This is a genomic window from Herbaspirillum sp. BH-1 (assembly GCF_002870055.1).
GTDB lineage: Bacteria > Pseudomonadota > Gammaproteobacteria > Burkholderiales > Burkholderiaceae_D > Herbaspirillum > Herbaspirillum frisingense.
In genome coordinates this window covers 1-25,435 of sequence record NZ_PKOI01000025.1, presented here as the reverse complement: position 1 = coordinate 25,435, position 25,435 = coordinate 1, and the positions used below count along the sequence as shown (strand labels likewise).

The following is a 25,435-nucleotide window of genomic DNA, read 5'->3' as shown; positions in this document are numbered from 1 at the left end:
GCCACGGGGGGCGAATGCTAGCGGGCGGGGCAATGTCAGCGTTTGAACACCAGCACCGGATCGGCGCGATAGATGGCCGGGTACATCTTCTGCAGGTTGCCGATCTTGGGCAGGTCGTTGTAGGCGATGTAGGGCTGGTTGGGATGCAGGGTGGCGTAATCCTGATGGTAATCCTCGGCGCGGTAGAAGCCCTGCAACGGCGCCACCTGGGTCACGATCGGTGCGGCAAACACCTTGGCCGCGTTGAGCTGCGCAATGTAGGCCTGGGCCGCCTGCGTCTGCTCGTCACTGGCGGTGAAGATGGCCGAGCGATATTGCGTGCCCTGATCCGGGCCCTGGCGATTGAGCTGGGTAGGATCGTGCGCCACCGAGAAATAGATCTGCAGCAGCTGACCAAAGGAAATCTTGCGCGGATCATAGGTCACCTGCACCGCCTCCGCATGGCCGGTGGTACCAGAGCTGACCATGGAATAGCTGGCGGTATCGGACTTGCCGCCGGCATAGCCGGAAACCGCCTTCAACACGCCCTGGGTATGCTGGAATACCCCCTGCACGCCCCAGAAGCATCCACCGGCCAGCACCACGGTCTCACTGCTGGCGGTCGAGCCCAGCACGGCCTTGCCAGCCGGTGCCGGCACTGCCACGGCAGCCTCCGCTGCATGGGCTGTGGAAAGGCAAGCAAACGAGGCCAGCGCCAGGCACAAGGCGGCGGAGGCCAGGGCGGCAGGTTTCAGGGTGGTCATGGTGAATCTCCGGTACGGTCGATCAGACAAGAAAGAATTGTAGGCAGCCGCGCCGCCCAAGCCAGGCCGGCTCAGGGACGCGAACTTGCAGAAGCCTGCCCCGCCGGCGCCCTGCTCTTGCGCCAGAACAGACGCAAGGCCAGCATCAACGCGACCAGCACGGCAAACAGCAGCGGCTGGGCGATCAGGTTCTTGCCGGCCTTGTCCCACCAGTAATGCAGCACGCCCAGCGGCACGATCACGTACACCAGCCGGTGCAGCGCCTGCCAGCGCTTGCCACCCAGGCGGCGCACCATGCCATTGGTGCTGGTGATGGCCAGCGGAATCGTCAACACCAGCGCCAGCACGCCGACGGTAATGAAAGGCCGCTTGACGATGTCCTTCCAGATCTCGCCCAGGTCGAAGAAGTGATCGAACCAGACGAAGGTCGTGAAATGCAGGCACAGGTAGAAAAAGGCCATCAGCCCCAGCATGCGCCGCATGCGCACCAGCCAGTTCAGGCCCGTGATCTTGCGCAGCGGTGTCACGGCCAGGGTGATGCAGAACAGGTACAGCGTCCAGTCGCCGGTGCTATGAGTGATGAATTCCAGCGGATTGGCGCCCAGCCCGCCGGTAAAGCCGAACACCACCAGCCGCGCCAGCGGCACCAGGGTCAGCGCCAGGAATACCCACCACAGCAGCGTGACGCTGCGTGGCTTCAGATTGCGGAGAACGGCGGGAGCGAGCGGCATGGGCGGTCCAGGATCAGAAGAACTTGCGCAAGTCCATGCCGCCGTAGAGGCTGGCCACGTCGTTATAGCCGTTGAACATCAGGGTCTTGCGCTTGGGCGCGAAGAAGCCGTCCTCGCCGATGCGGCGCTCGGTGGCCTGCGACCAGCGCGGATGGTCGACGCCAGGATTGACGTTGGAATAGAAGCCGTATTCCTGGGGGGCATACATGTTCCAGGCGGTCTTGGGCTCGTCCTTGACGAAACGGATCTTGACGATGGACTTGGCCGACTTGAAGCCATACTTCCACGGCACGATGATGCGCACCGGCGCACCGTTCTGGTTGGGCAGCACTTCCCCGTACATGCCCAGCGTCAGCAGGGTCAGCGGGTGATTGGCTTCATCCATGCGCAGGCCTTCGCGGTAGGGCCAGTTCAGGATGGGATCGCTGATGCCGGGCATCTGCTTCTTGTCGGCCAGGGTGACGAATTCGACGTACTTGGCATTGCCGGTCGGCTCGGCCTTCTTGATCAGGGCCGAGAGCGAATAGCCGATCCAGGGGATCACCATCGACCAGCCTTCGACGCAGCGCAGGCGATAGACACGTTCTTCCAGCGGGGCCAGTTTGGTCAGTGCATCAAGGTCTAAAGTGAAGGGTTTCTTCACCTCGCCTTCGATGTCAATGGTCCAGGGCGCCGTCTTCAGGGTCCCGGCGTTCTTGGCCGGGTCGGCCTTGTCGGTCCCGAACTCGTAGAAGTTGTTGTAGCTGGTGGCGTCCTTGTAGGCAGTCTGCTTGTCCATCACCGCGTAGGCGTTATTGAGCTTGGCCGGCAGCTTGCGCCCCTGCTGGGCAAAAGCCTGCGGCAGCGCGCCCATGCCGCCGGCCAGCGCCGCACCGGCCGCCACGCGGGCCATGAAGCTGCGGCGCGACAGATAGACATCCTGGGGCGTGATCTCGGATGCGGTCGGAATCTCGATCTGGTCGGGACGAATCTTGATCAGCATGGTGCGCTCCGGCAAAAAAGGGTGGAGGCAAGGTCTGGGCCTTGCCGATGTGAAGCCATGGTAAAAGTCAGGCGGTGACAGTCAGGTGGCAATTTCATGACAATTTTGTCATGAAGAAAAAGTCTGCCATTGCTAGAATCAACAGCATTTTCCTGCATCTTGCCCGCCTTTGCAGCGGCACACCATTCCCCTATGGCCATCCTGGTAATCGAAGACGACCCCAAGACCGGAGACTACCTGCGCAAGGGCCTGCGCGAATCCGGCTATGTCGTCGACCTGGCCCGCACCGGCACCGACGGCCTGCACCTGGCGCTGGAACAGGATTACGACCTAGTGGTGCTGGACGTGATGCTGCCCGGCCTGGACGGCTGGCAGGTGATGAGCGCACTGCGCAGCAAGCGCGACCTGCCGGTCCTCTTCCTGACCGCCAAGGACCATGTCGACGACCGTATCCGCGGCCTGCAACTGGGCGCCGACGACTACCTGGTCAAACCTTTCTCCTTCACCGAACTGGTGCTGCGCATCCGCACCCTGCTTCGACGTGGCGTCACCCGCGAAGCCGAAGTCTACGAGATCGCCGACCTGCAACTCGATCACATCCGCCACAAGGTCACGCGTCAGGGCATCCACATCGCGCTCACCAACAAGGAATTCATGCTGCTGCACCTGCTCATCAAGCGCCAGGGCGAAGCCTTGTCGCGCAGCGTGATCGCATCCCAGATCTGGGACATGAACTTCGACAGCGATACCAATGTGGTGGACGTCGCCATCAAGCGCCTGCGCGCCAAGATCGATGCGCCCTTCGAAAAGAAACTGATCCACACCGTGCGCAGCGTCGGCTACATGTTCTCCGAGGAGCCATGAACGCCGCCGCTCCGGTCTCGCCGCCAGTCCGTGGCTGGACCCTGACCGCCCGCGTCACCGCCCTGTTCGCGCTGATGAGCAGCCTGGTCGTCACCGGCCTGGGTTTCTACCTCGACCGCGCCGCCAGCGACGCCCTGTCACTGCGGGCCGACCAGGCGCTGATCGGTCGCGTCGAACACTTCCGCAACCTGATGCACGACCTCTACAATGTCGAGCAGATGGAACAGCGGCCCGCCCTCTTCGAGAGCATGATGGGCAATGAGCAGGACGTACGCATCTTCCGGCGCCTGGGTGAAGCCCCCTTCATCCAGAGCAACCCCGACCATCTCACGCCGCCCACCATGACGCCACTACCGGTGCGCACGCCCGTCACCTCGGCCAGCCTGCTGACCAGTGAACGCGCCGATGGCGTGCGCGTGCGCTGGGTCTCGGCGCTGGCCGACGTCGGCAAGGGCGGCAAGGATGGCAAGGATGGAGAAGTGGTCGAGATCGTCGCCGCCTACGTGATGGTGCAGGAAGACCAGATGATGCGCAGCTACCGCTGGCGCATCGCCGGCGCCGCTGCCGGTGCGATCGTGCTGACCGCACTGCTGGGCTTCCTGCTGCTGCGGCGCGGCCTGCAACCACTGGAAGCCATGAGCCAGCGCGCCGCCCAGATCACCCCGGACCACCTGTCGGCGCGGCTGGAGCAGCACGGCATGCCGGCCGAACTACGGCGCGTGGCCCTGTCCTTCAATGCCATGCTGGACCGGCTGGAAGCCGGCTACGACCACCTGGCCCAGTTCTCCGGCGACCTGGCCCATGAAATCCGCACCCCCATCAATGTGTTGATGGGCCAGAGCCAGGTCGCCCTGGGACAGCGCCGCACGCCGGAAGAGTACGAGCAGCTGCTGGAATCGAACGTGGAGGAATTGCAGCGCCTGGCGCGCATCGTCGAAAACATCCTGTTCCTGGCCCAGGCCGACCACGCCACCCTGGCGGTGGACTGCACCAGCTTCGACCTGCAGGAAGAACTGGGCAAGATCACGGACTACTTCGAAGGGATCGCCGACGAACGCGGCATGCGCTTCGAACTGCAGGCACAGGGCACATGCCATGCCAACCTGGTCATGTGGCGCCGCGCCGTGAGCAATCTGGTCATCAATGCGGTGCGCTATGGCGAGGCCGACAGCGTCATCCGCATCGCCGCCGAGAGCGATGCCAACGGCAGCCGCATCCTGGTGGAGAACCGCAGCGATGCGGTCACTGCGCAGGTGATGGTGCGCATGTTCGACCGTTTCTACCGTGGCGACCGCTCACGCAGCGCCTTTACGGAATCCAACGGCCTGGGCCTGGCCATCGTCAAGGCCATCATGGCCCTGCACAGAGGCACGGCCACCGTGACCAGCCCGCAACCGGGCTGGATACGCCTCAACCTCAGCTTCGCGCCGGCGGCGCAGGCACCACTGCCACCACCTCTTCAGCCTGCGGCGAGCTGAGTGCCTCCTGTGCAGCCTGCGCCGCCAGTTCGGCCTCGCGGGCTTCGGCCTCGCGACGCAGCTTTTGCGCCGCCGAGGCGCGGGTGAAGATGATCTTGAGCGCTGCCATCACCGGCACCGACAGGAAGATACCGGCCACCCCACCCAGCTGGTCTCCGGCCAGCAGGCCCAGGATCACCATCAGCGGACTCACTTCCACCCCCTCGCTCATCAGGTAGGGATTGAGCACGTAGTCCTGGAACACCCGATACGCCACGATGAAGCCGACCAACCACAGCAGGTGGTCATAACCGCTGAAACCGGCCACCACCAGCGCCGCCGCACTGGCCGCCAGCGGCCCGGCGAAGGGAATGAATTCCAGCACCGCCGCCAGGCCCGCCAGCAACATCGCATATGGCACGCCCATCAGCGAAAAGGCGATGCTATAGGCCACGAAGGTGGCAATGGAGAGGAATAGAAGGGCCCGCACGTAGCGCGAAAGCAGCACGTCGAGGTCCTTGATGATGCCGTCCCACAGCTTGCGGTTGGAACGGTTCATCCAGGACAGCATCTCGTCGCGCATGGCCGGCGCCTCCTTGATCAACAGGAAGCTGATCACCGGCACCAGCACCAGGTAGATCAGGTTGCTGGCCGCGTGCATTACGCCCACACCGAACTGCTTGGCCAGCGGCATGGCCTGGTCAGTCCCATTGGCCAACTGGTCGCGCACGAAGCCCAGGATGCGGGCACGCAAGGGCTCGGCGAAGCCCGGCAAGGGCAGCTTGGCCACTGCATCATTGGAGCGCAGCAGTGCCGGCAACTGCTCGGACAGGCGCAGCGCCTCCTCCTGGATACGCGCGCCGAAAATGGTCGCCACCGCCGCCACGATGCCGATGGCCAGCACGAACACCACCGCAATGGACACCGTGCGCGGTACCCTTGGCGGACGCACCCGTTCGATCTGCTCCACCAACGGATAGACCAGATAACTGAAGAAGACGGCGAACACCAGCACCAGCACGGTGGCCGAAATGGTATAGGTGACGTAGAGCAGCAACGCCACCAGGAAGACGGTCCAGACGATCCTGGCCACGCGGAAATCGAAACCCAGCATAAATTCATCCTCGGAAATGGAAAGGCCATGCAGCCGTACAGCCGTGCAGCGTGGAACCCCTCCCGGCCGACATGCTGCGCCTCTGGCCATCATGACTGCGCCAGCCACGGCACGACTCATCGGTCCTACGGATGAGCTGCAAATGCACCTTATTTGATCCGCATCAGGTTTCGTATCAGCCAAATTCTTCAGTAGCTGTAGGAAAGCGTGAAAATAACTTCATGCAGCGCCCCACCGGGCTGCGTCTTGAGGAACCGGGAAGTCCACAGGACGCGAAGCTTTCGTGACGTTTCGTTCACACCCCTGTCGAGCGCCGCAGACCACCATCTCCCCGCACAACCGCGCCGGGAGCGGGTCATTCTCATCCGTGATGACTGTTATCAGGAAATACGCAACTGCCTGACATTGCGATGGGACAAGCAATTGTTTTAAATTTCAGTAATTACTGAAATTTCAAAATATACGAACATGGAAAACAACGTACTCAGCCCGCTCATGCAGCGCTTCATCAGCCATTTCGGCGAAATGGGCAGCCGCTGGGGCATCAATCGCACGGTCGGCCAGATCTACGCCCTGCTCTACATCTGCGGGCGGGCACTCAATGCCGACGAGATTGCCGAGTACCTCAGTTTTTCGCGCTCCAACGTCAGCATGGGCCTCAAGGAGCTGCAGTCCTGGCGCCTGGTGAAGTTGCTGCACAAGCCAGGCGACCGGCGTGAATACTTCGAACCACCCGGCGATATCTGGGACATCTTCAAGGTGCTGCTGGAAGAACGCCGCCGCCGCGAGATCGAACCCACCCTGTCCATGCTGCGCGATGCCCTGCTGGAGTCGCCCGGCGGACGCGACGACAAGGAAGTCCAGAAGCGCATGCGCGAGATGTATGAGCTGATCGAACTGTCCAGTTCCTGGTTCGACGACGTCCAGCGCCTGTCGCCCGAAACACTGGTATCGCTGATGAAGATGGGCTCCAAGGTCAAGAAGCTGCTCGATGTACGCGACAAGTTCCGCGTCGGCGGCGCCAACGAGAAGGACTAAGCGCCATGCAAGTCACGCAAACACCCCGCAAATGGCAATGGCCACGCCTGACCCAGCTGCCGCTGGGCGTCGAGATCACCCTCCTGCTGATCATCAAGATCGGCCTGATCACGATCCTGGCCAAGACCTTCTTCGCCCATCCCGAAGCCAAGCACATGCGCATGCCGCTGCAAAGCGTGGAGCAGCGCATGCTGGCGCCGTCGCCGGCCGCCACACCGGGCGCTCTCCCCCTTCCCGCCAGTTCCTCAAGTTCAGCCAATTCCGCATTACCTGAAGCCACAAAACAACCGGAGTAACCCAACATGGTCCCCATCGATGAAGTCGTCTCGCTGTCACGGCTGCAGTTTGCCGTCACGGCGCTCTATCACTTCCTGTTCGTTCCCCTCACGCTAGGCCTGTCCTGGATCCTGGTCATCATGGAGTCGGTCTACGTCATGACCGGCAACCAGATCTACAAGGACATGACCCGCTTCTGGGGCAAGCTGTTCGGCATCAACTTCGCCATGGGCGTGGCCACCGGCATCACCCTGGAATTCCAGTTCGGTACCAACTGGTCCTACTATTCGCACTACGTCGGTGACATCTTCGGCACACCGCTGGCCATCGAAGGGTTGATGGCCTTCTTCCTCGAATCGACCTTCGTCGGCCTGTTCTTCTTCGGCTGGGACAAGCTCTCCCGCAAGCAGCACCTGATCGTCACCGTGCTGGTGGCGCTGGGCTCGAACCTGTCGGCGCTGTGGATCCTGATCGCCAACGGCTGGATGAACAATCCGGTGGGCGCAGAATTCAACTTCGAGACCATGCGTATGGAACTGGTCAGCATGACCGAGGTGATCTTCAACCCGGTGGCGCAGGTCAAGTTCGTGCACACCGTGGCCGCCGGTTACGTGACGGCATCGATGTTCGTGCTGGGCGTCTCCGCCTGGTACTTGCTCAAGGCCCGCGACACCGCCTTCGCGCTGCGCTCCTTTGCGGTCGCTGCCGGCTTCGGCCTGGCCGCCACGCTCTCGGTGATCGTGCTGGGGGATGAATCGGGCTACACCGCCGGTGAAGTCAACAAAGTCAAGCTGGCCGCCATCGAAGCCGAGTGGGACACCCACCCCGCCCCGGCCGGCCTGACCCTGTTCGGCCTGCCCAATGACAAGGAAGAACGCACCGACTACGCCGTCAAGATTCCCTATGTGCTGGGCCTGATCGCCACCCGCTCGGCCGATACCCAGGTGCTGGGCATCAAGGACCTCAAGAAGGAACACGAAGCCCGTATCCGCAACGGCATGCTGGCCTATGCCGCGCTGACCCGGCTGAAGTCCGGCGACAAGTCGCCCGAAGCCCGCGCCGAATTCGACAAGCTCAAGAAGGACCTGGGCTACGGCCTGCTGTTGAAGAAGTACACCAACAACGTGGTCGATGCCACGCCGGAGCAGATCAGCATGGCCGTGAACGACACCATCCCCAAGGTCGCGCCGCTGTTCTGGGCCTTCCGCGGCATGGTGGCGCTGGGCTTCCTGTTCCTGTTCATCTTCGCTGCCTCGTTCTGGTTCCTGGCCAAGAAGCAGCTGGCTCCGCAGCGCTGGCTGCTGCGCCTGGCCGTGATCGCTATCCCGCTGCCCTGGATCGCCGCCGAACTGGGCTGGATCGTGGCTGAATACGGCCGCCAGCCCTGGACGATTGCCGGCATCCTGCCGACCCACCTGTCGGCCTCCTCGCTGCAACCGGGCAGCCTCTACTTCAGCCTGGCCGGCTTCATCTTCTTCTATACCTTCCTGCTGGTGGTGGAAATGATCCTGATGGTGAAGTACGCCCGCCTTGGCCCCAGCAGCCTGCATACCGGCAAATACCACTGGGAAACCAAGGGCCGCGAAAACGGCCCCGGCGATGTCCTGCCACCGCCCCTGAATCCGTCGGCCAATGCCGGCAGCCATTAAGCCACCAGAAGAAATGAGGAAAGCAGAATGATCTTCGATTACGAAACACTCAAGCTGATCTGGTGGGCCTTCGTCGGCGTACTCATCATCGGCTTTGCGCTCACCGACGGCTTCGACTTCGGCGTGGGCATGATGTTGCCCTTTGCCGGCCGCACCGATACCGAACGGCGCATCCTGATCAACTCCATCGGCCCCACCTGGGAAGGCAACCAGACCTGGTTCATCACCGCTGGCGGCGCCACCTTCGCGGCCTGGCCGCTGGTGTATGCCACCGCCTTCTCGGGCTTCTACATCGCCCTGATGGTGTTGCTGTTCTCGCTGTTCTTCCGCCCGGTCGGTTTCGACTACCGCAGCAAGGTGGCCGATCCGCGCTGGCGCAATGCCTGGGACTGGGGTCTGTTCATCGGTGGTTTCGTGCCGCCCCTGATCTGCGGCGTGGCCTTCGGCAACCTGTTGCTGGGTGTGCCCTTCCACTATGACGACACCATGCGGGTCGAATACACCGGCAGCTTCTTCGCCCTGTTGAACCCCTTCGGCCTGCTGGCCGGCCTGTTGTCGGTGGCCATGCTGCTGATGCATGGCGCCGCCTTTGCCTTCGTCAAGACCGATGCCGTGGTGGCCGAACGTTCGCGCAAGACCGTCATGGGCGCCGCCCTGGCGACGGTCCTGCTGTTCGTGGCCGGTGGCTTCTGGGTAGCCCAGATGCCGGGTTATCGCATCACCTCCATGCCCGACGCCAACAGCGCCTTCACACCCCTGGCCAAGACCGTGGAAGTGGTCGCCGGAGCCTGGTTCGACAACTACGCCAGGTGGCCCGCGACCAAGCTGTTCCCGGCGCTGGGCGTGGCCGGTGCGGTGCTGGCAGCGCTGCTGGCCATGGTGCGCAGGGCCCGCCTGGCCTTCATCGCCAGCGGCCTGTCGGTGACCGGCATCATCCTCACGGCCGGCATGTCGCTGTTCCCCTTCATCATGCCTTCCTCGCTGGATGCCAAGAGCAGCCTGACCCTGTGGGATTCGGTCTCCAGCCACAAGACCCTGGGCCTGATGTTCTGGATGGTGCTGATCTTCCTGCCGCTGATCATTCTCTACACCGGCTGGGTGTATCGCGTGGTCAAGGGCAAGGTCACGGCCAAGGACATTCACGACAACGAACATACGGCGTATTGATTACGCGCAATCGCAATCTGGAACAAGGAGAACATCATGTGGTATTTCGCCTGGATACTCGGCATCGGCCTGGCGCTGGCCTTCGGCATCATCAATGTCATGTGGCTGGAAGCCAACTACGCCTTCGGGCGACGCAAGGCTGAGGAAACCCACGAGCGCTTCGCCAGCGCCCGCGCGGCGGAAAAGCAGCGGCGCAACGGCAAGTAGGCTCGGAGGAGCAAGCCGGTAGCCCTGCTACCGGCTTTTTTTCAACCCGCTTCGAGGTCATCATGCCTGCATCGCGCTTCCAGCACACCGAAGAGATCGCTCCCGCCCCGCGCCACTGGGCCCTGCTGCCCGGCGCCGGTTTCGCCGACAGCTTCCGCATCCGGCTTACGCCGCAACTGGCACAGTTGAACACCACCGAGATCACCGCCAGGATGATGGCCGCGCAACCGGCCTGGATCAGCGCCCTGCTGGCGCTGCGCGACCGACTGGTGGCACCGCTGGGCTTGAAGCGCGCATCGGACAACGGCGCACCGGCGGGTTTCCCGCTGTTGATGGCCGAGCCGCGCCGCGTGGTGATGGGGCTCGATGACAGCCACCTCGACTTCCGCCTCTGTGTGGAAAAGTCATCCGGCCATGCTGTGGAGGCGACCAGTGATGCCAATGATGTCGGCAATGTCGACGATGTCGGCGACCAGTGGCTGACGGTTACCACCGTCGTGCGCACCAAGCGCTGGCTGGGCGAGTTCTATCTGGCCGCCATCATGCCCTTCCACCGATGCGTGGCCCGCACCCTGCTGCAGGGACTGCTGCGGGCGCCTGGCCGCACCGACTGAGGCGCTGCCGCCTCAACGTCCCCGACCGCTTCAATACCGTTCTGGGCGACGCTGATCGTCTGGATTGCCAAACAACAATCAATGACGTACGATGTCTTACTACAAGAACGGGCGACCCTAGCGTCAAGCCTGCATTCAGGGAGATGTCCACCAGCGCCAGCCGCCTGTTGCGGACTGTACTGTCTTCCTCAAGCCCCCGCCGTTTGGCCTTTCGGACTGTTCCCCCGGTCATTTCGGGAGAGGTCCAACCCTGACCATGGAGACTTCGATGTCGCAGCACAACAAGAACACCTCAGCCGATTTCAACCCAACTCGTCGTACAACATTGCTGGCAGGCCTTGGCGTGGCAGCCACCGCCTTGAGCGCCCGCGCCCAAGGGACGGATTTCAAACCCAGCCAGCGCTACCCCGACCCCAGCGTGGAAGTGCTGGACAAGAGCTTCCTCAAATACCGCCTGTTCAGCGCTAACGTGGAACAACTGGCCACCGGCTTCCGCTGGGTCGAAGGTCCGGTCTGGTTTGGCGACGGCCGCTATCTGCTGTTTTCGGATATCCCCAACAACCGCATCATGCGTTGGGACGAAACCACCGGCGCCACCTCGGTCTTCCGCCAGCCCTCCAACAACAGCAATGGTCTGGCGCGGGATCGCCAGGGTCGCCTGCTTGCCTGCGAACACCTGACCCGCCGCGTCACCCGTACCGAATACGACGGCAGCATCACCGTGCTGGCCGACAGCTACAACGGCAAACGCTTCAACTCTCCCAACGACATCGTCTGCAAATCCGACGGCTCGATCTGGTTTACCGATCCGCCCTTCGGCATCGCGGGTGAATGGGAGGGCGACAAGCAGGCGTCCGAACTGCCGCACTCGGTGTACCGCATCGATGGTCGCACCGGCAAGCTCTCGCTGGTGACGGATCAGTTGGCTGGCCCCAACGGACTGGCCTTTTCGCCGGACGAAAAGATCCTCTACATCAACGAGTCGCGCGCTACCCCCAATCGCGTGATCTGGGCCTACGACATGAGCAGCGACGGCACCCGCATCGGCAATCGCCGGTTGGCCGTGGATGCCAACGGTCCGGGCGGGATCGATGGCTTCAAGATCGACGTCGACGGCAACCTCTGGTGCGGCTGGGGCAGCAACGGCTCGCTGGACGCCAAGGCAGAGGAACTGGACGGGGTAAGGGTCTTCAACCCACAGGGCAAGCCCCTGGCCCACATCCACCTGCCAGAACGCTGCCCCAATCTGGTCTTTGGTGGCGCCAAGAAGAACCGGCTCTTCATGGCCAGCAGCCACTCGCTGTACGCCTTGTATGTGGAAACCCGCGGCGCCGTCTGATTTCGCGCGCCACGAATGAACAATCGCCGCTGGGACCGAAGTCGCAGCGGCGATTTTTTCATGCGCGCTTCCCGCAAAGGGAAGCGCTTGCATCAACGGATCAGACCAGGTTCAGGGTCACGTTGATGTTGTCGCGGGTAGCATTGGAGTACGGGCAGACTTGGTGAGCCTTGTTCACCAGGTCTTGCGCCACGGCCTTGTCCACGCCCGGCAGCGAGATGTTGAGCTCGGCTTCGATGCCGAAACCGCCCGGGATCTGGCCGATGCCGACCTTGCCGGTGATGCTGGCGTCAGCCGGCAGGGCCACCTTTTCCTGGCCGGCGACGAACTTCAGCGCGCCCAGGAAGCAAGCCGAATAACCGGCGGCAAACAGTTGTTCCGGGTTGGTGCCGTTACCGCCGGCGCCGCCCAGTTCCTTGGGGGTCGACAGCTTGACGTCCAGGACGCCGTCGGAGGACTTGGCAGAACCTTCACGGCCGCCGGTAGCGGTGGCGGTGGCGGTGTACAGGGCTTTTTCGATCTTGTTCGAGGGCATGGTCTTTCCTTTCAATGTTCAGGTTAAAACCCTAGCGGGTTCCGTTTGAGGGGCATGGCGTCGAAAGATTCGCTTTCGATCACCATCGACTTGCTAAATCATCCTGCTACTTCAGCGACTTCAGCGACTTCTGCGACTGCGTGATGCGTGAATGACGTGTGATGCTTTCGTTTTGCTGCCTGCTGCGATAATGCTATAAATAATTCACTATATTATTGCGCACAATATAAAAACCAGTGTAACAGGCGCGATCACTGCTCTTCGGCGCCATACAAACCCTTGCGGACTTCCTTCAGTTCCACCACCAGCTGCCTGACTTGATCCAGCGAGGGCAACATGCAGCTCATCTGCTGCGGCACGGCCTTGGCTTTTTCGCGCAGGGCGCGGCCAGCATCGCTCAGGCTCACCACCACCCGGCGCTCGTCACCGGCGTCGCGGTTACGATGTAACAAACCCATCGTTTCCATGCGCTTGAGCAGCGGGGTGAGCGTACCAGAATCCAGGAACAGGCGACTGCCCAGCTCCGATACGGTCACCTGATCCTTTTCCCACAAGACCATCATCACCAGGTATTGCGGGTAGGTGATATCCAGCGGCGCCAGGATCTTCTTGTAGGCCTTGGTCATTGCCAACGACGCAGAGTACATCGCGAAACAGAGCTGGTTGTCGAGAAGCAGGGCTTCGTCGATCAAGGCATCCGGTAGCGTCGTTGTGTGCGTCTTGTCCATGGATCGAATATTAAACCGCTCAAAATTAAATTGCAAGCGATTTAATTTGAAATATCTTGAATCTGTTGTTCAAGGCCGTACAACTGCCGTGCAACTTCCGTCTCCACAAATGGGTATCATGCAGCCCTGCTGCTGTTTATCTTCTTCCCGTCTATCTCCATTCCCTGACCCGCCCTATGCCTGCCGCCCGCAATCCCCTGCACTCCCTGGACCTGTTCTGCAAGGTCGTCGACAACTATGGGGATATCGGTATCTGCTGGCGGCTGGCGCGGCAACTGGCGCATGAACATGGCCTGGCGGTCCGCCTGTGGGTCGATGATCTGGTCAGCTTCCGCCGCATCTGGCCGGAAGTGCAGACCGATGCCGCCACCCAGGAGCTGGCCGGCGTGACCGTGCAGCACTGGCGCGGGCAGGACGGCCATTATGGGCCGGCCGACGTGGCCGATATCGTCATCGAGTTCTTCGGCTGCGAGATCCCCCCTGGCTACGTAGAGACCATGGCACAGCGTCCGGTCAAGCCGGTCTGGTTCAACCTGGAAGGCTTGTCGGCCGAGACCTGGGTCGAGGGGTGCCACACCCTGCCCTCCCCGCATCGTTCGCTGAAGCTGACCAAATATTTCTTCTTCCCTGGTTTCAACCAGCGTACCGGCGGCCTCACGGTCGAGGCCGGACTGGAAGCGCAACGGCAGGCTTTCCTCGCCAGCAACGCAGGCTCTGCCCTGCTGGCGCGCCTGGGCGTGACAGCGCAGGAGGCGCACGGCTGCAAGGTCTCGTTGTTCTGCTATGACTACGCGCCCATCCGCGAACTGTTTGCAAGCTGGCAAGATTCACCCGTACCAGTCACCTGCCTCGTCCCCGAAGGCGTGGGCCGCTCCGCGGTCGAGGATTTCCTGGCTGCCCCCATGGTTCCCGGCGCAGGCGCCACGCGCGGCGCCCTGAGCGTGCGGGTGCTGCCCTTCGTGGCCCAGACCGACTACGACCGCCTGCTGTGGAGCTGTGACCTCAATTTTGTCCGGGGTGAAGATTCCTTCGTACGCGCCCAGTGGGCCGGCAAGCCCTTCATCTGGAACATCTATCACCAGGACAAGAACCTTCACCATACCAAGCTCAACGCCTTCCTGAAGATCTACCACCCTGCCACGGCTGCCGTTGCCGACCTGAACCGGGCCTGGAACGGCGCCTATCCCGGCGAACTCGACTGGCACGCCAACTGGCGCACGCTACAGACCGAGCTGCCGGTCGTGACCGAGGCTGCAGGGCAGTGGCTGCAGGAGATGTTGGCAAATGGCGACTGGATGGACAATTTGCTCCGCTTCGCCCGTCAGCTGGTCGAGCAAGAGTGGAACAGCGCTGAAAATGGGTTAAAATAGCGGGCTACAGTTTTAACGCAGTTTGGCATTCAATCGTACGTGGGCTTGCGGTGAAGTTTTACCAGTGGGCTACTGACAGTTTGAAAAAACCTACTTTTCACGACACATCGCTATGAAATTTGCAAAAGAAATCCGCGTCGGCAACATCATTATGGTCGACAGCAAGCCCATGATCGTCCTGCGCTCGGACGTCAACGGTTCTTCCCGTACCGGCTTCACCTACAAGTGGAAGATGAAGAACCTGCTGACCAACAGCCCCCAGGAAAGCGTCTTCCGTGGCGACGACAAGTTCGACGTCGTGGTGCTGGACAAGAAGCCGGTGACCTACTCGTACTTCGCTGACCCGCTGTACGTCTTCATGGACGAAGAGTACAACCAGTACGAAATCGAAGGCGAGAACATGGGCGACGCCATCGGCTACCTGAAGGACGGCATGCAGTGCGAAGCCGTGTTCTATGACGGCAAGGCCATCTCGGTCGAAATGCCCACCACCATCGTGCGCAAGGTTGCCTACTCGGAGCCGGCCGTCAAGGGCAACACCTCGGGCAACGTCCTGAAGGAAGCCAAGATCGAAAACGCCATCGAAGCCAACCAGATCGTCGTGATGGTGCCGCTGTTCGTGAGCCAGGATGACGACATCGAAATCGACACCCGCACCAACGAATACAAGAAGGTCGTGCGCGGCTGATCCTTGCCGATGCCAATTAAAAAACGCTGCCTCGTGCAGCGTTTTTTTATGCCTCTTCAGCCGCCATCCCGGCGGTCTTCCGCAGTCAATTCCCGCTCTTTACCCGCGCCAGGTCGCGTGCCGCCGCCTGTCCTTCGGCACTGGCCCAGAACGCCTTGTCCGCTGCCTGGATACGCTTGGCCGAATTTTCCATATGCAGCAAGGCCGCCGTGCGTGCCGCGTCGGCATCGCCCGCGCTGATGGCCGCAGCCAGCGCCGCATGCTCGGCGCGCACCTGTTGCACGAACTCGCTGCTGCGCGCCTCGTTCATCCGTGCCACGCGGATGGCGGCATGCAGGAACTGGCTCAGGAATTGCACCAGCGAGGTATAGAGCGGATTATGCGAGGCATTGGAAATGGCCGCATGGAAGGCGAAGTCTTCCTGCACGCCATCGCGGCCGGCGGCTGCAGCGGCATCGATGGCCTGCAAGGCCAGCTGGATGGCCTGGTTCTGCGCCTTGCTGCGGCGCTGCGCGGCCAGCGCCGCCATCTCACCCTCGACCCCACGCCGCAACTCGATCACCCGCAGCACGGCCTGGATGGAATCGCGGCCATCATCCCCGCCCAGATCGAGCCGGAACGGCGTGGTCTGGGTCACCGGCAACACGACCGTCCCGCTGCCCCGCCGCGAACCGACCAGGCCTTCCGACTTCAGCCGTGAAATCGCCTCGCGGATCACCGTGCGGCTCACCGCAAAGCGTTCGGTCAGCTCCATCTCCGAAGGCAGGCGCGCATCGGGTGCAAACTCGCCGCCCCGGATCTGCTGCGCCAGCACGCTGGTGACATGGTCGGCCAGCGTGGTCTTGCCGCGCACGTTCGCCGCCATCGATGCGAGGGCCGATCCCTGCGGCCTGGAGGAGGAGGATGTCTTCATGGCGCGCATGATACCGCGCCATCTTTGGCTTTTGCGACTTCTTTCAAACGTGCGCAAAGTTGTATTACAACTTTGCTATAATCGCTGTCGAACAACGGGCAGACAGCCCAGATACTGCAACCATGCGCCTGGTGCCAGGTCCCCCGACCCAGACCAGCGACCACAGACCACGAGGAGAACACATGCATATCGTCATCACCGGCGGCGCCGGTTTCCTGGGCAGCCGACTGGCACGCCAGCTGCTGCAGCGCGGCACCCTCACCGGCCGCGACGGCCAGCAGCAGGAGATCAAGCGCATCACCCTGCTGGACGTGGTGCCGGCTCAGGGCTTCGATGATCCGCGCATCGAAGCGGTCACCGGCGACATCGCCGACGCCGCCGTGATCGAGCGCGTTATCACCGCCGAGACGCAATCCATCTTCCACCTGGCCGCCATCGTCAGCGGCCACGCCGAGGCCGACTTCGACCTGGGCATGAAGATCAACTTCGACGCCACCCGTGTCATCCTGGAACGTGCCCGCGCCGTCGGCAGCAAGCCGCGCGTGGTGTTCACCAGCTCGGTGGCGGTGTTCGGTGGCGAACTGCCGGCCGTGGTGCCGGACAACACCCTGCTGATGCCGCAAAGCTCCTACGGCGCGCAAAAGGTGATGGGCGAACTGCTGGTGCAGGATTATTCACGCAAGGGTTTCATCGACGGTCGCGCCCTGCGCATGCCCACCATCTCGGTGCGCCCGGGCGCGCCCAACAAGGCGGCCTCCAGCTTTGCCTCCGGCATCATCCGCGAACCGCTCAATGGCCAGCCCTCGGTCTGCCCGGTCACGCCGGACACTCGCATGTGGCTGATGTCGCCGCGCCAGGCCATCGCCAACCTGATCCACGGCCATGAAATCAATGGCGCCGACCTGGGCCTGGCACGCTTCCTGTCCATCGACGGCCTGTGCGTCACCGTCAAGGACATGGTCGATGCCCTGGAACAGGTGGCCGGTGCGGACGTGGTCAAGCTGATCGAATGGAAGGAAGACGAAGCCATCAAGCGCATCGTCAACTCCTGGCCCGGCCAGTTCGAAGCCAAGCGCGCCAAGGCCCTTGGCTTCACCGCAGATGCCAGCTTCGCCGACATCATCCGCGCCCATATCGAGGATGAAGTAAAGAAGTGAGGAAGTGACCGGCAAGTGAAGAGACAAGCTGCAGCTCGCCGCGCAGCAACATGAAGAAAGGGACGACCAGCAACAGGTCGTCCCTTTTCGTTTGCAGCCTCTCCGGGTGGCTTACTGCGCCTTGCCCAGCATGTTGAAGATGCTGGAGAAGTCCAGCTTGCCGGCACCATTCATGCTGTGGATATCGTACAGATTGCGGGCCGCCGCCCCCAGCGGGATGGCGCAGTTGGTCGCCAGCGCGCTTTCCACCGCCAGGCCCAGGTCCTTCAGCATCAGGTCCACACCGAAGCCGCCGGCATAACCCTTGGCGGCCGGCGCGGTATCCATCACGCCGGGGCAAGGGTTATAGACTTCCAGCGTCCAGTTGCGCCCGGAGCTCTTGGACATGATCTCCGACAACACCTTGGGGTCCATGCCATTGGCGATGCCCAGGCGGATGGCTTCCGAGGTCCCGATCATCAGGATGCCCAGGAGCATGTTGTTGCAGACCTTGACGGTCTGGCCGCTGCCGCTCTCGCCGGCATGGTAGATGGCCTTTCCCATCTTCTGCAGATAGGGCTGGGCCGCCTCGAAGGCTTGCAGGCTGCCGCCCACCATGAAGGTCAGGGTGCCGGCGGTGGCGCCATTGGTGCCACCGGAAACCGGCGCATCCAGCATCTCGAAACCACGCTCCCGGGCCGCTGCGGCCACCTTGCGTGCCGCTTCCGGCGCGATGGTGGAGCAGTCGATCAGCAGGGTGCCGGGCTTGGCCGAGGCCAGCACGCCGGCCTCGCCCAGGTAGAGCGACTCCACGTGCCGGCCGGCCGGCAGCATGGTGATGACCACGTCGGCCTTGGCCACCGCCGCCATGGAATCGGCTTCGGTCTTGCCGCCGGTCTGGACCAGCTTGTCCACGCTGGCCTTGACCAGGTCATGGCCGCTGACCGAGAAGCCGGCCTTGACCAGGTTCTGCGCCATCGGCAAACCCATGTTGCCCAGGCCGATGAAGACGATGTTGGCGCTCATGCTGCTCTCCTCACTTCAGGGTGATGGTGGTGTTGACCTGGCCCGCCTCTTCATCGGGCGCATACCAGCGCGCGGTGACGGTCTTGGTCTGGGTCCAGAAGGTGACTGCCTGCTTGCCGTTGGGACCGAGGTCGCCCAGCTTGGAAGCACGCGAACCGGTGAAGCTGAAGTAGGCCACCGGCACCGGGATGGGCACGTTGATGCCGACCTGGCCGACGTCGATCTCGTTCTGGAACTTGCGCGCCGCATAACCGGAGCTGGTGAAGATGGAGGTGCCGTTGCCGTTCGGATTGGCGTTGATGAAGGCAATCGCCTCGTCCAGCGTCTCCAGTTCCACGATGCACATGGCCGGGCCGAAGATTTCCTGGGTGTAGATGTCCATCTCGGGCTTGACCCCGGTGAAGACGGTGGGGCCGACGAAGTTGCCCTTCTCGTTGCCGGCCACGGTGCAATTGCGGCCATCCAGCAGCAGCTTGGCACCCTGCTCCACACCGCTGGCGATAAGGCGCTCCACGCGTTGCTTGGCTGCCTGCGACACCAGCGGGCCGACATCAGCCTTGCGGTCGGTACCGGGACCGACCTTCATGGCCTTGGAGCGTTCGACGATCTCGGGAATCCACTCGCGGGTCTGGCCCACCAGCACCACGACCGAGTTGGCCATGCAGCGCTGGCCGGCCGCACCGAAGGCCGCACCCAGCAGGTTGTTGATGGCCTGGTCCTTGGGCGCATCGGGCAGCACGATGCAGTGGTTCTTGGCGCCCATCATGCACTGGGCGCGCTTGCCGGCTTCGCTGGCGCGACGGTAGATATGGGTGCCGACATGGGTGGAACCGATGAAGGAGACCGCCTTGATATCCGGATGGTCGCAGATCATGTTGGCCACGTCGGGGCCGCCATGCACCACGTTGAGCACGCCCGGCGGCAGGCCGGCCTGGTTGGCCAGTTCGACCAGGAACAGCGACGAGGTGGGGTCCTGTTCGGAGGGCTTCAACACGAAGGTATTGCCGCAGGCCACGGCGATGGGGAACATGAAGCAAGGCAGCATCACCGGGAAGTTGAAGGCGGTGATGCCGGCCCCCACGCCCAGCGGCTGGTACAGGGTGTAGACGTCCACCCCGCCGGCCACGTTCTCGGCCAGTTCGCCCAGTTGCAGGGAGGTGATCGAGCAGGCGTGCTCCACCACTTCCAGGCCGCGCATGACTTCGCCTTCGGCGTCCGGCAGGGTCTTGCCGTGTTCACGGGTGATCAGTTCGGCCAGCGGGGCGATGTTCTCGCGCAGCAGTTGCTGGAACTTGAGCATGATGCGCATGCGCTGCGCCAGCGAGGTATTGCGCCAGGTCTTGAAGGTTTCCTTGGCATTGGCGACGGCGCGATCGACTTCTTCCCTGGTGGCGAAGGGCACGCGGGCCACCACTTCCTGGGTGGCCGGGTTCAGCACGTCGCGCCACTCCTTGGAGGTGGACTGCACCTTTTCACCGTTGAGGTAGAGGGGAACATTGGGGATATTGGCTTGGCTCATTGCAGTTTCCAGTGTGAAGAGGTGGGAGGGGTGAGGAGAGCACGGCCGGGAGCAACGCTCCCGGCTTGAACGATTACTGCTTGACCAGCGGGCAGGCCGCATCCATCGGACGGAAGGCCTGCTGCGCCGGGATCACCGACAGCAGTTTCAGGTAATCCCAGGCGCCCTTGGATTCGGCCGGGGTCTTGACCTGGTACAGGTACATGTCGTGGATCACGCGGCCATCGGGACGGATGGAGGCATTGCGCATGACGGCGTCGGAGATCGGGATCTCGCGCATCTTCTGCGAAACCACCTTCCAGTCGGAGGTCTTGGCGGCAGAGCGCGCCTTCAGGAACTGATAGACGCTGGAATAGACACCGGCCTGCACCATGGTCGGCTTGATGTTCTTGAACTGCGATTCGAAGCGCTTGGAGAAGGCGCGCGTCTGCTCGTCGTAATCCCAGTAGAACCCATCGGTATAGACCAGCCCCTGTGCCGCCTCCAGACCCAGCGCATGCACATCCGACAGGAACACCAGCAGCGCCACCAGACGCTGGTCCTTGCCGCCGATGGCGAACGAGCGCGCCTGCTTGATGGCGTTGACCACGTCGGTGCCACCATCGGCCAGGCCGATCACCTGTGCCTTGGACGCCTGCGCCTGCAGCAGGAAGGACGAGAAGTCCGAGGCGTTCAGCGGATGGCGCACCGAACCCACCACCGTGCCGCCATTGGCCTTGACCACATCGGAGGCATCCTTCTCCAGCGAATGACCGAAGGCATAGTCCACCGTCACGAAGTACCAGGACTTGTTGCCCAGCTTGGTCAGCGCCGCCGCTGCACCAGCAGCCTGGGAGTAGGTGTCGAACATCCAGTGGAAGCCGTTGGGCGCACATTCGGCGGTGGTCAGCGCACCGGTGGCCGGGCCGCTGTACATGGCGATGCCGCCCTTGTCCTTGATCAGCTTCTGCACTGCCAGCGCCACCGAGGAATTGGTCAGATCGGCGATGGCCTCGACCTTGTCGCGATCCAGCCATTCGCGGGCACGGGTCACGCCGACGTCGGGCTTGTTCTGGTTGTCGGCCGAGAGCACCTCGATCTTCATGCCCTTGCATTCGTTCTTGAGGCAATCCTCCACGGCCATCTTGGCCGCCACCACCGAGCCCTGGCCGCCCATGGCCGAATACGGGCCGGACATGTCGGTCAGCACACCGATCTTGACCGTGTTGGCATCCTGCGCCATGGCATTGGTGACGGGCGCCACGCTGGCCACCAGCGAAACGGTACAGGCCACCGCAGCGGCCGAGAGGGAACGGCCGAAAGCGTTCTTGCGCATCTTGTCTCCTTGATCTTGTGATTGTTGTCGGCCTGCCCGGTGGGTATCGATGCGCTCGATATCCCGATGCCGGACCTTGCCGTGATCCTCCTGCCGCCCGGCGACCTCTGCACCACTTGGGTGCCATTGCGGCCCCGCTATTCTGCATGTGCGTATTTATCGATACAATAACCACAAAGACAAAACGCTTTTGCATCAATGCAAATCCAAGATCAGGCAACGCCATGGAGACGACATGCTGGACTGGGACAACCTGAGGGTCTTCCTCGAACTCACGCGCAGCCAGGGGCTGGTGGATGCGGCCAAGAAGCTGGGCATCGACCACTCCACCGTCTCGCGCCGGATGAAGCGCTTCGAGGAACAGGTCGGCAGCCAGCTGTTCGACCGTAACAACCACGGCTACAAGCTGACCGCCGAGGGCTATCGGCTGGTGCAATACGCCGAACAGGTGGAAAGCACCCTCTACGCCGCCACCGAGGAACTGGGCGGCCACAACAGCAAGCTCTCCGGCCAGGTACGCCTGGGTGCCACCGAAGGTTTCGGCACCTACGTCCTGGCGCCGCACATTGCCCACTTCTGCGCCCGCAATCCGCATATCACGGTGGACATGCTGCCCATGCCGCGCTTTGTGAACCTGTCCAAGCACGAGGCCGACATCAGCGTCTCCATCGAGCGTCCCTTGTCGGGTAATTACGTGGTCACAAAACTGTCCGACTATGTCCTGAAGCTTTATGCTTCACGTGAGTACCTGGCCCAGCACCCGACCATTCACACCGTGTCTGATCTGGCGCAACATAACTTCATCGGCTACATCGACGATCTGGTCTTCAGTGAAGAATTGCGCTACAAGGATACGGTGGCGCCAGACGCCTTCCGCGCCTTCCGCAGCACCAGCGTGGTGGCGCAGTACACGGCGGCCTGCGCCGGGCGCGCGCTGGCGATCCTGCCCTGCTTCCTGGCCCAGCAGTCCGAGCAACTGGTGCCGGTGCTGCCCGATGAGATCGCCATCACGCGCACCTTCTGGCTGGTGGCCTCCAGCGAGCAGCGGCATGTGGCGCGGGTCTCGGCGCTGTGGAGTTATCTGCGCGAATGCGTGGAGCTGAACCGCGACTTCCTGATGGGCCAGTCGCGGCAGATGCGCTGGCTGGACTCGCCGTAGATCGACAAGACATCCGTTCCAACCCGGCCGCCGCGCGCACTCCCCCTGCCCGGCGGTCCTTCCCCCAAGGAGATGATGATGGCTGCAAAGAAGATCCTGCTGTTGACCGGCGATTTCGCCGAAGACTACGAAACCATGGTGCCCTTCCAGGCACTGCAGATGGTGGGCCACACCGTACACGCGGTCTGCCCCGGCAAGAAGGCCGGCGACAAGGTCAAGACCGCCATCCACGACTTCGAAGGCGACCAGACCTATACCGAAAAGCCCGGCCACCAGTTCGCCCTCAACGCCAGCTTCGACGAGGTCAGCGCGGCCGGCTACGACGCCCTGGTGGTGGCCGGTGGCCGTGCCCCGGAATATCTGCGCCTGAACCCCAAGGTGATCGAACTGGTGCAGGCCTTCGCCAAGGCCGACAAGCCCATCGCCGCCGTCTGCCATGGCCCGCAGGTGCTGGCTGCCGCCGGCGTGCTGGAAGGCAAGAAGGTCTCGGCCTACCCGGCCTGCGCACCCGAGGTGAAGCTGGCCGGTGGCCAGTTCGCCGACATCGCCGTAGATGCCGCCATCACGGATGGCAAGCTGGTCACCGCCCCGGCCTGGCCCGCCCACCCGGCCTGGCTCGCACAATTCCTGCAGGTACTGGGGACGCGTATCGAACTCTGAAGACAGCTGTAGCCGTAACGAAAGCGCATCCCGCGGGCTGCGCTTTTTTCATGTCCAACGAAAGATCATTCGTATTTTCAGATGAGCAATTATGAGGAAGCAGAGCATTGATCAATAAGGCGATGTTCCGCAAGGAAAGATTGCTTAAATGAATTTTACTCACGTTTTGACATATCGCAATCAGTCCCAGGCGGTGGGTGCCGCGTTCGCGTTATAAAGCTAGCCATTCTCGTTGCACAGCGTGCAACAGAAACTCGTCTGCAAGCTTGGCAGACGACACCCACGCAGCTGGAGAACTAATCAGATGATCGTAGTGCACATCCTGGACGGCTGACGCGGCCACCCGCCAGGCAGGTCCCAGCCCGATCCGTCCCGACGGATCACCGGACCACCCATTCCCATTGACCCCCATGCCGTCCGCAAGCCCATCCGGCCAGCGGACCGGGCATCGCTTTGCCATTGCCATCGCCATCGTCTTACGCCCATGAAGATCAACGACTTGCCCCAGGACCTGGTCCCTCGTGTCGACCAAGGTGCCGCCCCATCCCTCGATCCGTCCCACGATCTGTCCCACGATCTGTCCCACCAACGCGCCAACCAGGCCAAGCCGCCCGCCCTGCTCCATCCAAAGGCCGGCCTCATCGGCACGGCGGCCGATGACGAGGCAGGGTACCCCTTCCCGGCCCAGGCCACGCTCATGTCCAGTACCGACACCAGCAGCGTGCTGACCTATGCCAACTCCAGCTTCGTCGACATCAGCGGCTTTTCCCGCGACCAGCTGATCGGCCAGCCACACAATATTGTTCGCCATCCTGATATGCCGCGTGAAGCTTTCGCCGACATGTGGGCCACCCTGCGGCAGGGACAGGCCTGGACCGCCGTGGTCAAGAACCGCCGCGCCGACGGCCATCATTACTGGGTCCGCGCCAACGTCGCGCCGATCCGCCGGGGCGGCCAGATCCGCGGCTTCCTGTCGGTGCGCACCCGTCCCTCGACTGCCGAAATCAGCGCGGCGGCGGCACTCTATCGCCGCTTCCGCGAGGGCCGCGCTCAGGGGTTGCACTTCTGTCAGGGCCTGGTGGTCCGCCGGGGATTATGGTCGTGGACGCGACTGGGCCAGCTCATGCCGGTACGCTGGCGCCTCCGGCTGGCCCTGGGCGCCGTTGCCGTGACGACCATCGGGGCCCAGGCGCTGCTGAATGCACCGCTGCTACCGCTGACCGTGAGCCTGCTGCCGGCGCTGGGCGTGGCCGGCTGGTGGCTGGAACGACGCCTGGCTGCGCCGCTGGCGCTGGTACTGCAACAGGCCAAGACGGTCGCCTGCGGCCAGCCGGCCCAGACCCAGGGCCTGGACCGCATCGACGAGATCGGACAGCTGCTGCGCGCGGTCAACCAGGCCGGGCTGAACCTGCGCGCCCTGATCGACGATGTTTCCGCCCAGCTCGCCGGACTCGATCAAGCCAATCACCAGATCGCCGACGACAACGCCGACCTGCGCCAGCGCACCGCCGCCACCCATGCCCATCTGCAGCAGACCGCCGCGGCGGCCGAGCAGATGTCGGTGGCAGTGCGGCATAGCGCCGATACGGCTCAGGCCGCCCATGCCCAGGCGCAACAGACCAGCGAGGCGGCCGCGCAGGGGCGCGAGATCGTGATGCAGGTGGTGCAGACCATGCACGAAATCGCCCAGTCCTCGACCCAGATCGGCGAGATCAATGGCCTCATCGACAGCATCGCCTTCCAGACCAACATCCTGGCCCTGAACGCGGCCGTCGAAGCCGCCCGCGCCGGTGAGGCCGGACGCGGCTTTGCCGTGGTGGCGGCCGAAGTGCGCACCCTGGCCCAGCGCAGCGCCAACGCCGCGCGTGAGATCAAGGCCCTGATCAGCCAGAGCGTGGCCAAGAGCCAGGCCGGTGCCACCCGCGCCGAGCAGGCAGGCACGGCCATCGATGGCATCGTCAGCGAGGTGGATGGCATGCGCAGCCTGATCGGCGACATCTCCAGCAGCGCGATCGAACAAAGCCAGGGCGTGGCCCAGGTCAGCGAATCGGCCCTGATGCTGGACCGCATGACCCAGCAGAACGCCGACATGGTCGAGCACTCCGCCGCCGCCGTGGCCGCCATGCAGGAACGCATGGCCACCTTGCGCCAGGCGATCAAGGTGTTCGAGCACGACTGACGCCCCTCCCCGCCCCCTCTGCAGCC

The 25,435-nt window shown here is 62.9% G+C and carries 25 protein-coding genes; 15 read left to right on the top strand and 10 right to left on the bottom strand.

Annotated features, from left to right (window positions below; all coding sequences use genetic code 11):
• Nucleotides 1–35: 35 nt before the first annotated feature.
• From msrA to msrP, 3 genes are all read right to left on the bottom strand, one after another.
• Nucleotides 36–743 carry a peptide-methionine (S)-S-oxide reductase MsrA gene (gene msrA, locus HBH1_RS22505; protein WP_102664448.1) on the bottom strand — a complete coding sequence of 236 codons (708 nt, stop codon included), beginning with the start codon at nucleotides 741–743 and terminating at the stop codon, nucleotides 36–38.
• Nucleotides 744–814: 71 nt separating this feature from the next.
• Nucleotides 815–1,474 carry a protein-methionine-sulfoxide reductase heme-binding subunit MsrQ gene (locus tag HBH1_RS22500; RefSeq protein ID WP_102664447.1) on the bottom strand — a complete coding sequence of 220 codons (660 nt, stop codon included), beginning with the start codon at nucleotides 1,472–1,474 and terminating at the stop codon, nucleotides 815–817.
• Nucleotides 1,475–1,487: 13 nt separating this feature from the next.
• A complete protein-coding gene (gene msrP / locus HBH1_RS22495; protein WP_102664446.1) occupies nucleotides 1,488–2,456 on the bottom strand; it encodes a protein-methionine-sulfoxide reductase catalytic subunit MsrP in 969 nt (322 codons plus the stop codon).
• 192 nt (nucleotides 2,457–2,648) lie between these two features.
• On the opposite strand from msrP, the gene HBH1_RS22490 reads away from it, so the two are divergent.
• The gene (locus HBH1_RS22490) at nucleotides 2,649–3,320 is read left to right on the top strand and encodes a heavy metal response regulator transcription factor (RefSeq protein ID WP_006464429.1); all 672 of its coding nucleotides are present in this window, start codon (nucleotides 2,649–2,651) and stop codon (nucleotides 3,318–3,320) included.
• Entirely contained in the window at nucleotides 3,317–4,798 is a 1,482-nt protein-coding gene (locus HBH1_RS22485; protein ID WP_102664445.1) for a heavy metal sensor histidine kinase, read from the top strand. Before HBH1_RS22490 ends, HBH1_RS22485 begins: the two co-directional genes overlap by 4 nt.
• Here HBH1_RS22485 and HBH1_RS22480 read toward each other — a convergent pair.
• Complete coding sequence (locus HBH1_RS22480) at nucleotides 4,737–5,891, bottom strand: AI-2E family transporter (RefSeq protein WP_102664444.1); 1,155 nt, start codon at nucleotides 5,889–5,891, stop codon at nucleotides 4,737–4,739. The genes HBH1_RS22485 and HBH1_RS22480 overlap by 62 nt on opposite strands.
• A gap of 468 nt (nucleotides 5,892–6,359) precedes the next feature.
• Between HBH1_RS22480 and HBH1_RS22475 the strand changes: the two genes are divergently transcribed.
• The 7 genes from HBH1_RS22475 to HBH1_RS22445 all read left to right on the top strand — a co-directional run bounded on the left by HBH1_RS22475 (nucleotide 6,360) and on the right by HBH1_RS22445 (nucleotide 12,181).
• Nucleotides 6,360–6,929, top strand: coding sequence for a GbsR/MarR family transcriptional regulator (locus HBH1_RS22475; protein WP_102664443.1), 570 nt, complete (start codon nucleotides 6,360–6,362; stop codon nucleotides 6,927–6,929).
• Nucleotides 6,930–6,934: 5 nt separating this feature from the next.
• Complete coding sequence (locus HBH1_RS22470) at nucleotides 6,935–7,225, top strand: hypothetical protein (protein WP_233207683.1); 291 nt, start codon at nucleotides 6,935–6,937, stop codon at nucleotides 7,223–7,225.
• A gap of 6 nt (nucleotides 7,226–7,231) precedes the next feature.
• Nucleotides 7,232–8,854, top strand: coding sequence for a cytochrome ubiquinol oxidase subunit I (locus HBH1_RS22465; protein WP_102664442.1), 1,623 nt, complete (start codon nucleotides 7,232–7,234; stop codon nucleotides 8,852–8,854).
• 27 nt (nucleotides 8,855–8,881) lie between these two features.
• On the top strand, nucleotides 8,882–10,021 hold the full coding sequence (gene cydB, locus HBH1_RS22460) for a cytochrome d ubiquinol oxidase subunit II (RefSeq protein ID WP_102664441.1): 1,140 nt from the start codon (nucleotides 8,882–8,884) through the stop codon (nucleotides 10,019–10,021).
• Nucleotides 10,022–10,057: 36 nt separating this feature from the next.
• The gene (cydX, locus tag HBH1_RS22455; RefSeq protein ID WP_006464422.1) at nucleotides 10,058–10,228 is read left to right on the top strand and encodes a cytochrome bd-I oxidase subunit CydX; all 171 of its coding nucleotides are present in this window, start codon (nucleotides 10,058–10,060) and stop codon (nucleotides 10,226–10,228) included.
• Between the two features lie 62 nt (nucleotides 10,229–10,290).
• Nucleotides 10,291–10,842 (top strand): DUF2867 domain-containing protein, encoded by a 552-nt coding sequence (locus HBH1_RS22450; RefSeq protein ID WP_102664440.1) that lies wholly within the window; start codon nucleotides 10,291–10,293, stop codon nucleotides 10,840–10,842.
• A gap of 268 nt (nucleotides 10,843–11,110) precedes the next feature.
• On the top strand, nucleotides 11,111–12,181 hold the full coding sequence (locus tag HBH1_RS22445; RefSeq protein ID WP_102664439.1) for an SMP-30/gluconolactonase/LRE family protein: 1,071 nt from the start codon (nucleotides 11,111–11,113) through the stop codon (nucleotides 12,179–12,181).
• A 100-nt stretch (nucleotides 12,182–12,281) separates the two neighbouring features.
• On the opposite strand, the gene HBH1_RS22440 is transcribed toward HBH1_RS22445, so the two are convergent.
• Nucleotides 12,282–12,716 (bottom strand): organic hydroperoxide resistance protein, encoded by a 435-nt coding sequence (locus HBH1_RS22440; RefSeq protein WP_102664438.1) that lies wholly within the window; start codon nucleotides 12,714–12,716, stop codon nucleotides 12,282–12,284.
• Nucleotides 12,717–12,967: 251 nt separating this feature from the next.
• Nucleotides 12,968–13,444 (bottom strand): MarR family winged helix-turn-helix transcriptional regulator, encoded by a 477-nt coding sequence (locus tag HBH1_RS22435; RefSeq protein WP_166758192.1) that lies wholly within the window; start codon nucleotides 13,442–13,444, stop codon nucleotides 12,968–12,970.
• Between the two features lie 176 nt (nucleotides 13,445–13,620).
• Here HBH1_RS22435 and earP point away from each other — a divergent pair, with 176 nt between their 5' ends.
• Nucleotides 13,621–14,814 (top strand): elongation factor P maturation arginine rhamnosyltransferase EarP, encoded by a 1,194-nt coding sequence (gene earP / locus HBH1_RS22430; RefSeq protein WP_102664437.1) that lies wholly within the window; start codon nucleotides 13,621–13,623, stop codon nucleotides 14,812–14,814.
• 112 nt (nucleotides 14,815–14,926) lie between these two features.
• Nucleotides 14,927–15,502, top strand: a complete 576-nt coding sequence (locus tag HBH1_RS22425; protein WP_006464413.1) for an elongation factor P — start codon at nucleotides 14,927–14,929, stop codon at nucleotides 15,500–15,502.
• 85 nt (nucleotides 15,503–15,587) lie between these two features.
• Here the strand turns inward: HBH1_RS22425 and HBH1_RS22420 are convergent, their stop codons facing one another.
• A complete protein-coding gene (locus tag HBH1_RS22420; protein ID WP_039876045.1) occupies nucleotides 15,588–16,424 on the bottom strand; it encodes a FadR/GntR family transcriptional regulator in 837 nt (278 codons plus the stop codon).
• Nucleotides 16,425–16,597: 173 nt separating this feature from the next.
• Here HBH1_RS22420 and denD point away from each other — a divergent pair, with 173 nt between their 5' ends.
• Nucleotides 16,598–17,572, top strand: coding sequence for a D-erythronate dehydrogenase (denD, locus tag HBH1_RS22415; RefSeq protein ID WP_102664436.1), 975 nt, complete (start codon nucleotides 16,598–16,600; stop codon nucleotides 17,570–17,572).
• Between the two features lie 111 nt (nucleotides 17,573–17,683).
• Here the strand turns inward: denD and mmsB are convergent, their stop codons facing one another.
• From mmsB to HBH1_RS22400, 3 genes are all read right to left on the bottom strand, one after another.
• Entirely contained in the window at nucleotides 17,684–18,577 is an 894-nt protein-coding gene (gene mmsB, locus HBH1_RS22410) for a 3-hydroxyisobutyrate dehydrogenase (RefSeq protein ID WP_102664435.1), read from the bottom strand.
• Between the two features lie 10 nt (nucleotides 18,578–18,587).
• Nucleotides 18,588–20,096, bottom strand: coding sequence for a CoA-acylating methylmalonate-semialdehyde dehydrogenase (locus HBH1_RS22405; RefSeq protein ID WP_102664434.1), 1,509 nt, complete (start codon nucleotides 20,094–20,096; stop codon nucleotides 18,588–18,590).
• A 73-nt stretch (nucleotides 20,097–20,169) separates the two neighbouring features.
• A complete protein-coding gene (locus HBH1_RS22400; protein WP_006464406.1) occupies nucleotides 20,170–21,411 on the bottom strand; it encodes an ABC transporter substrate-binding protein in 1,242 nt (413 codons plus the stop codon).
• Between the two features lie 235 nt (nucleotides 21,412–21,646).
• Here HBH1_RS22400 and HBH1_RS22395 point away from each other — a divergent pair, with 235 nt between their 5' ends.
• From HBH1_RS22395 to HBH1_RS22385, 3 genes are all read left to right on the top strand, one after another.
• Entirely contained in the window at nucleotides 21,647–22,570 is a 924-nt protein-coding gene (locus HBH1_RS22395) for a LysR family transcriptional regulator (protein ID WP_102664433.1), read from the top strand.
• Nucleotides 22,571–22,648: 78 nt separating this feature from the next.
• The gene (locus tag HBH1_RS22390) at nucleotides 22,649–23,230 is read left to right on the top strand and encodes a DJ-1/PfpI family protein (RefSeq protein ID WP_102664432.1); all 582 of its coding nucleotides are present in this window, start codon (nucleotides 22,649–22,651) and stop codon (nucleotides 23,228–23,230) included.
• A gap of 484 nt (nucleotides 23,231–23,714) precedes the next feature.
• A complete protein-coding gene (locus tag HBH1_RS22385) occupies nucleotides 23,715–25,409 on the top strand; it encodes a methyl-accepting chemotaxis protein (RefSeq protein WP_102664431.1) in 1,695 nt (564 codons plus the stop codon).
• Nucleotides 25,410–25,435: the final 26 nt, after the last annotated feature.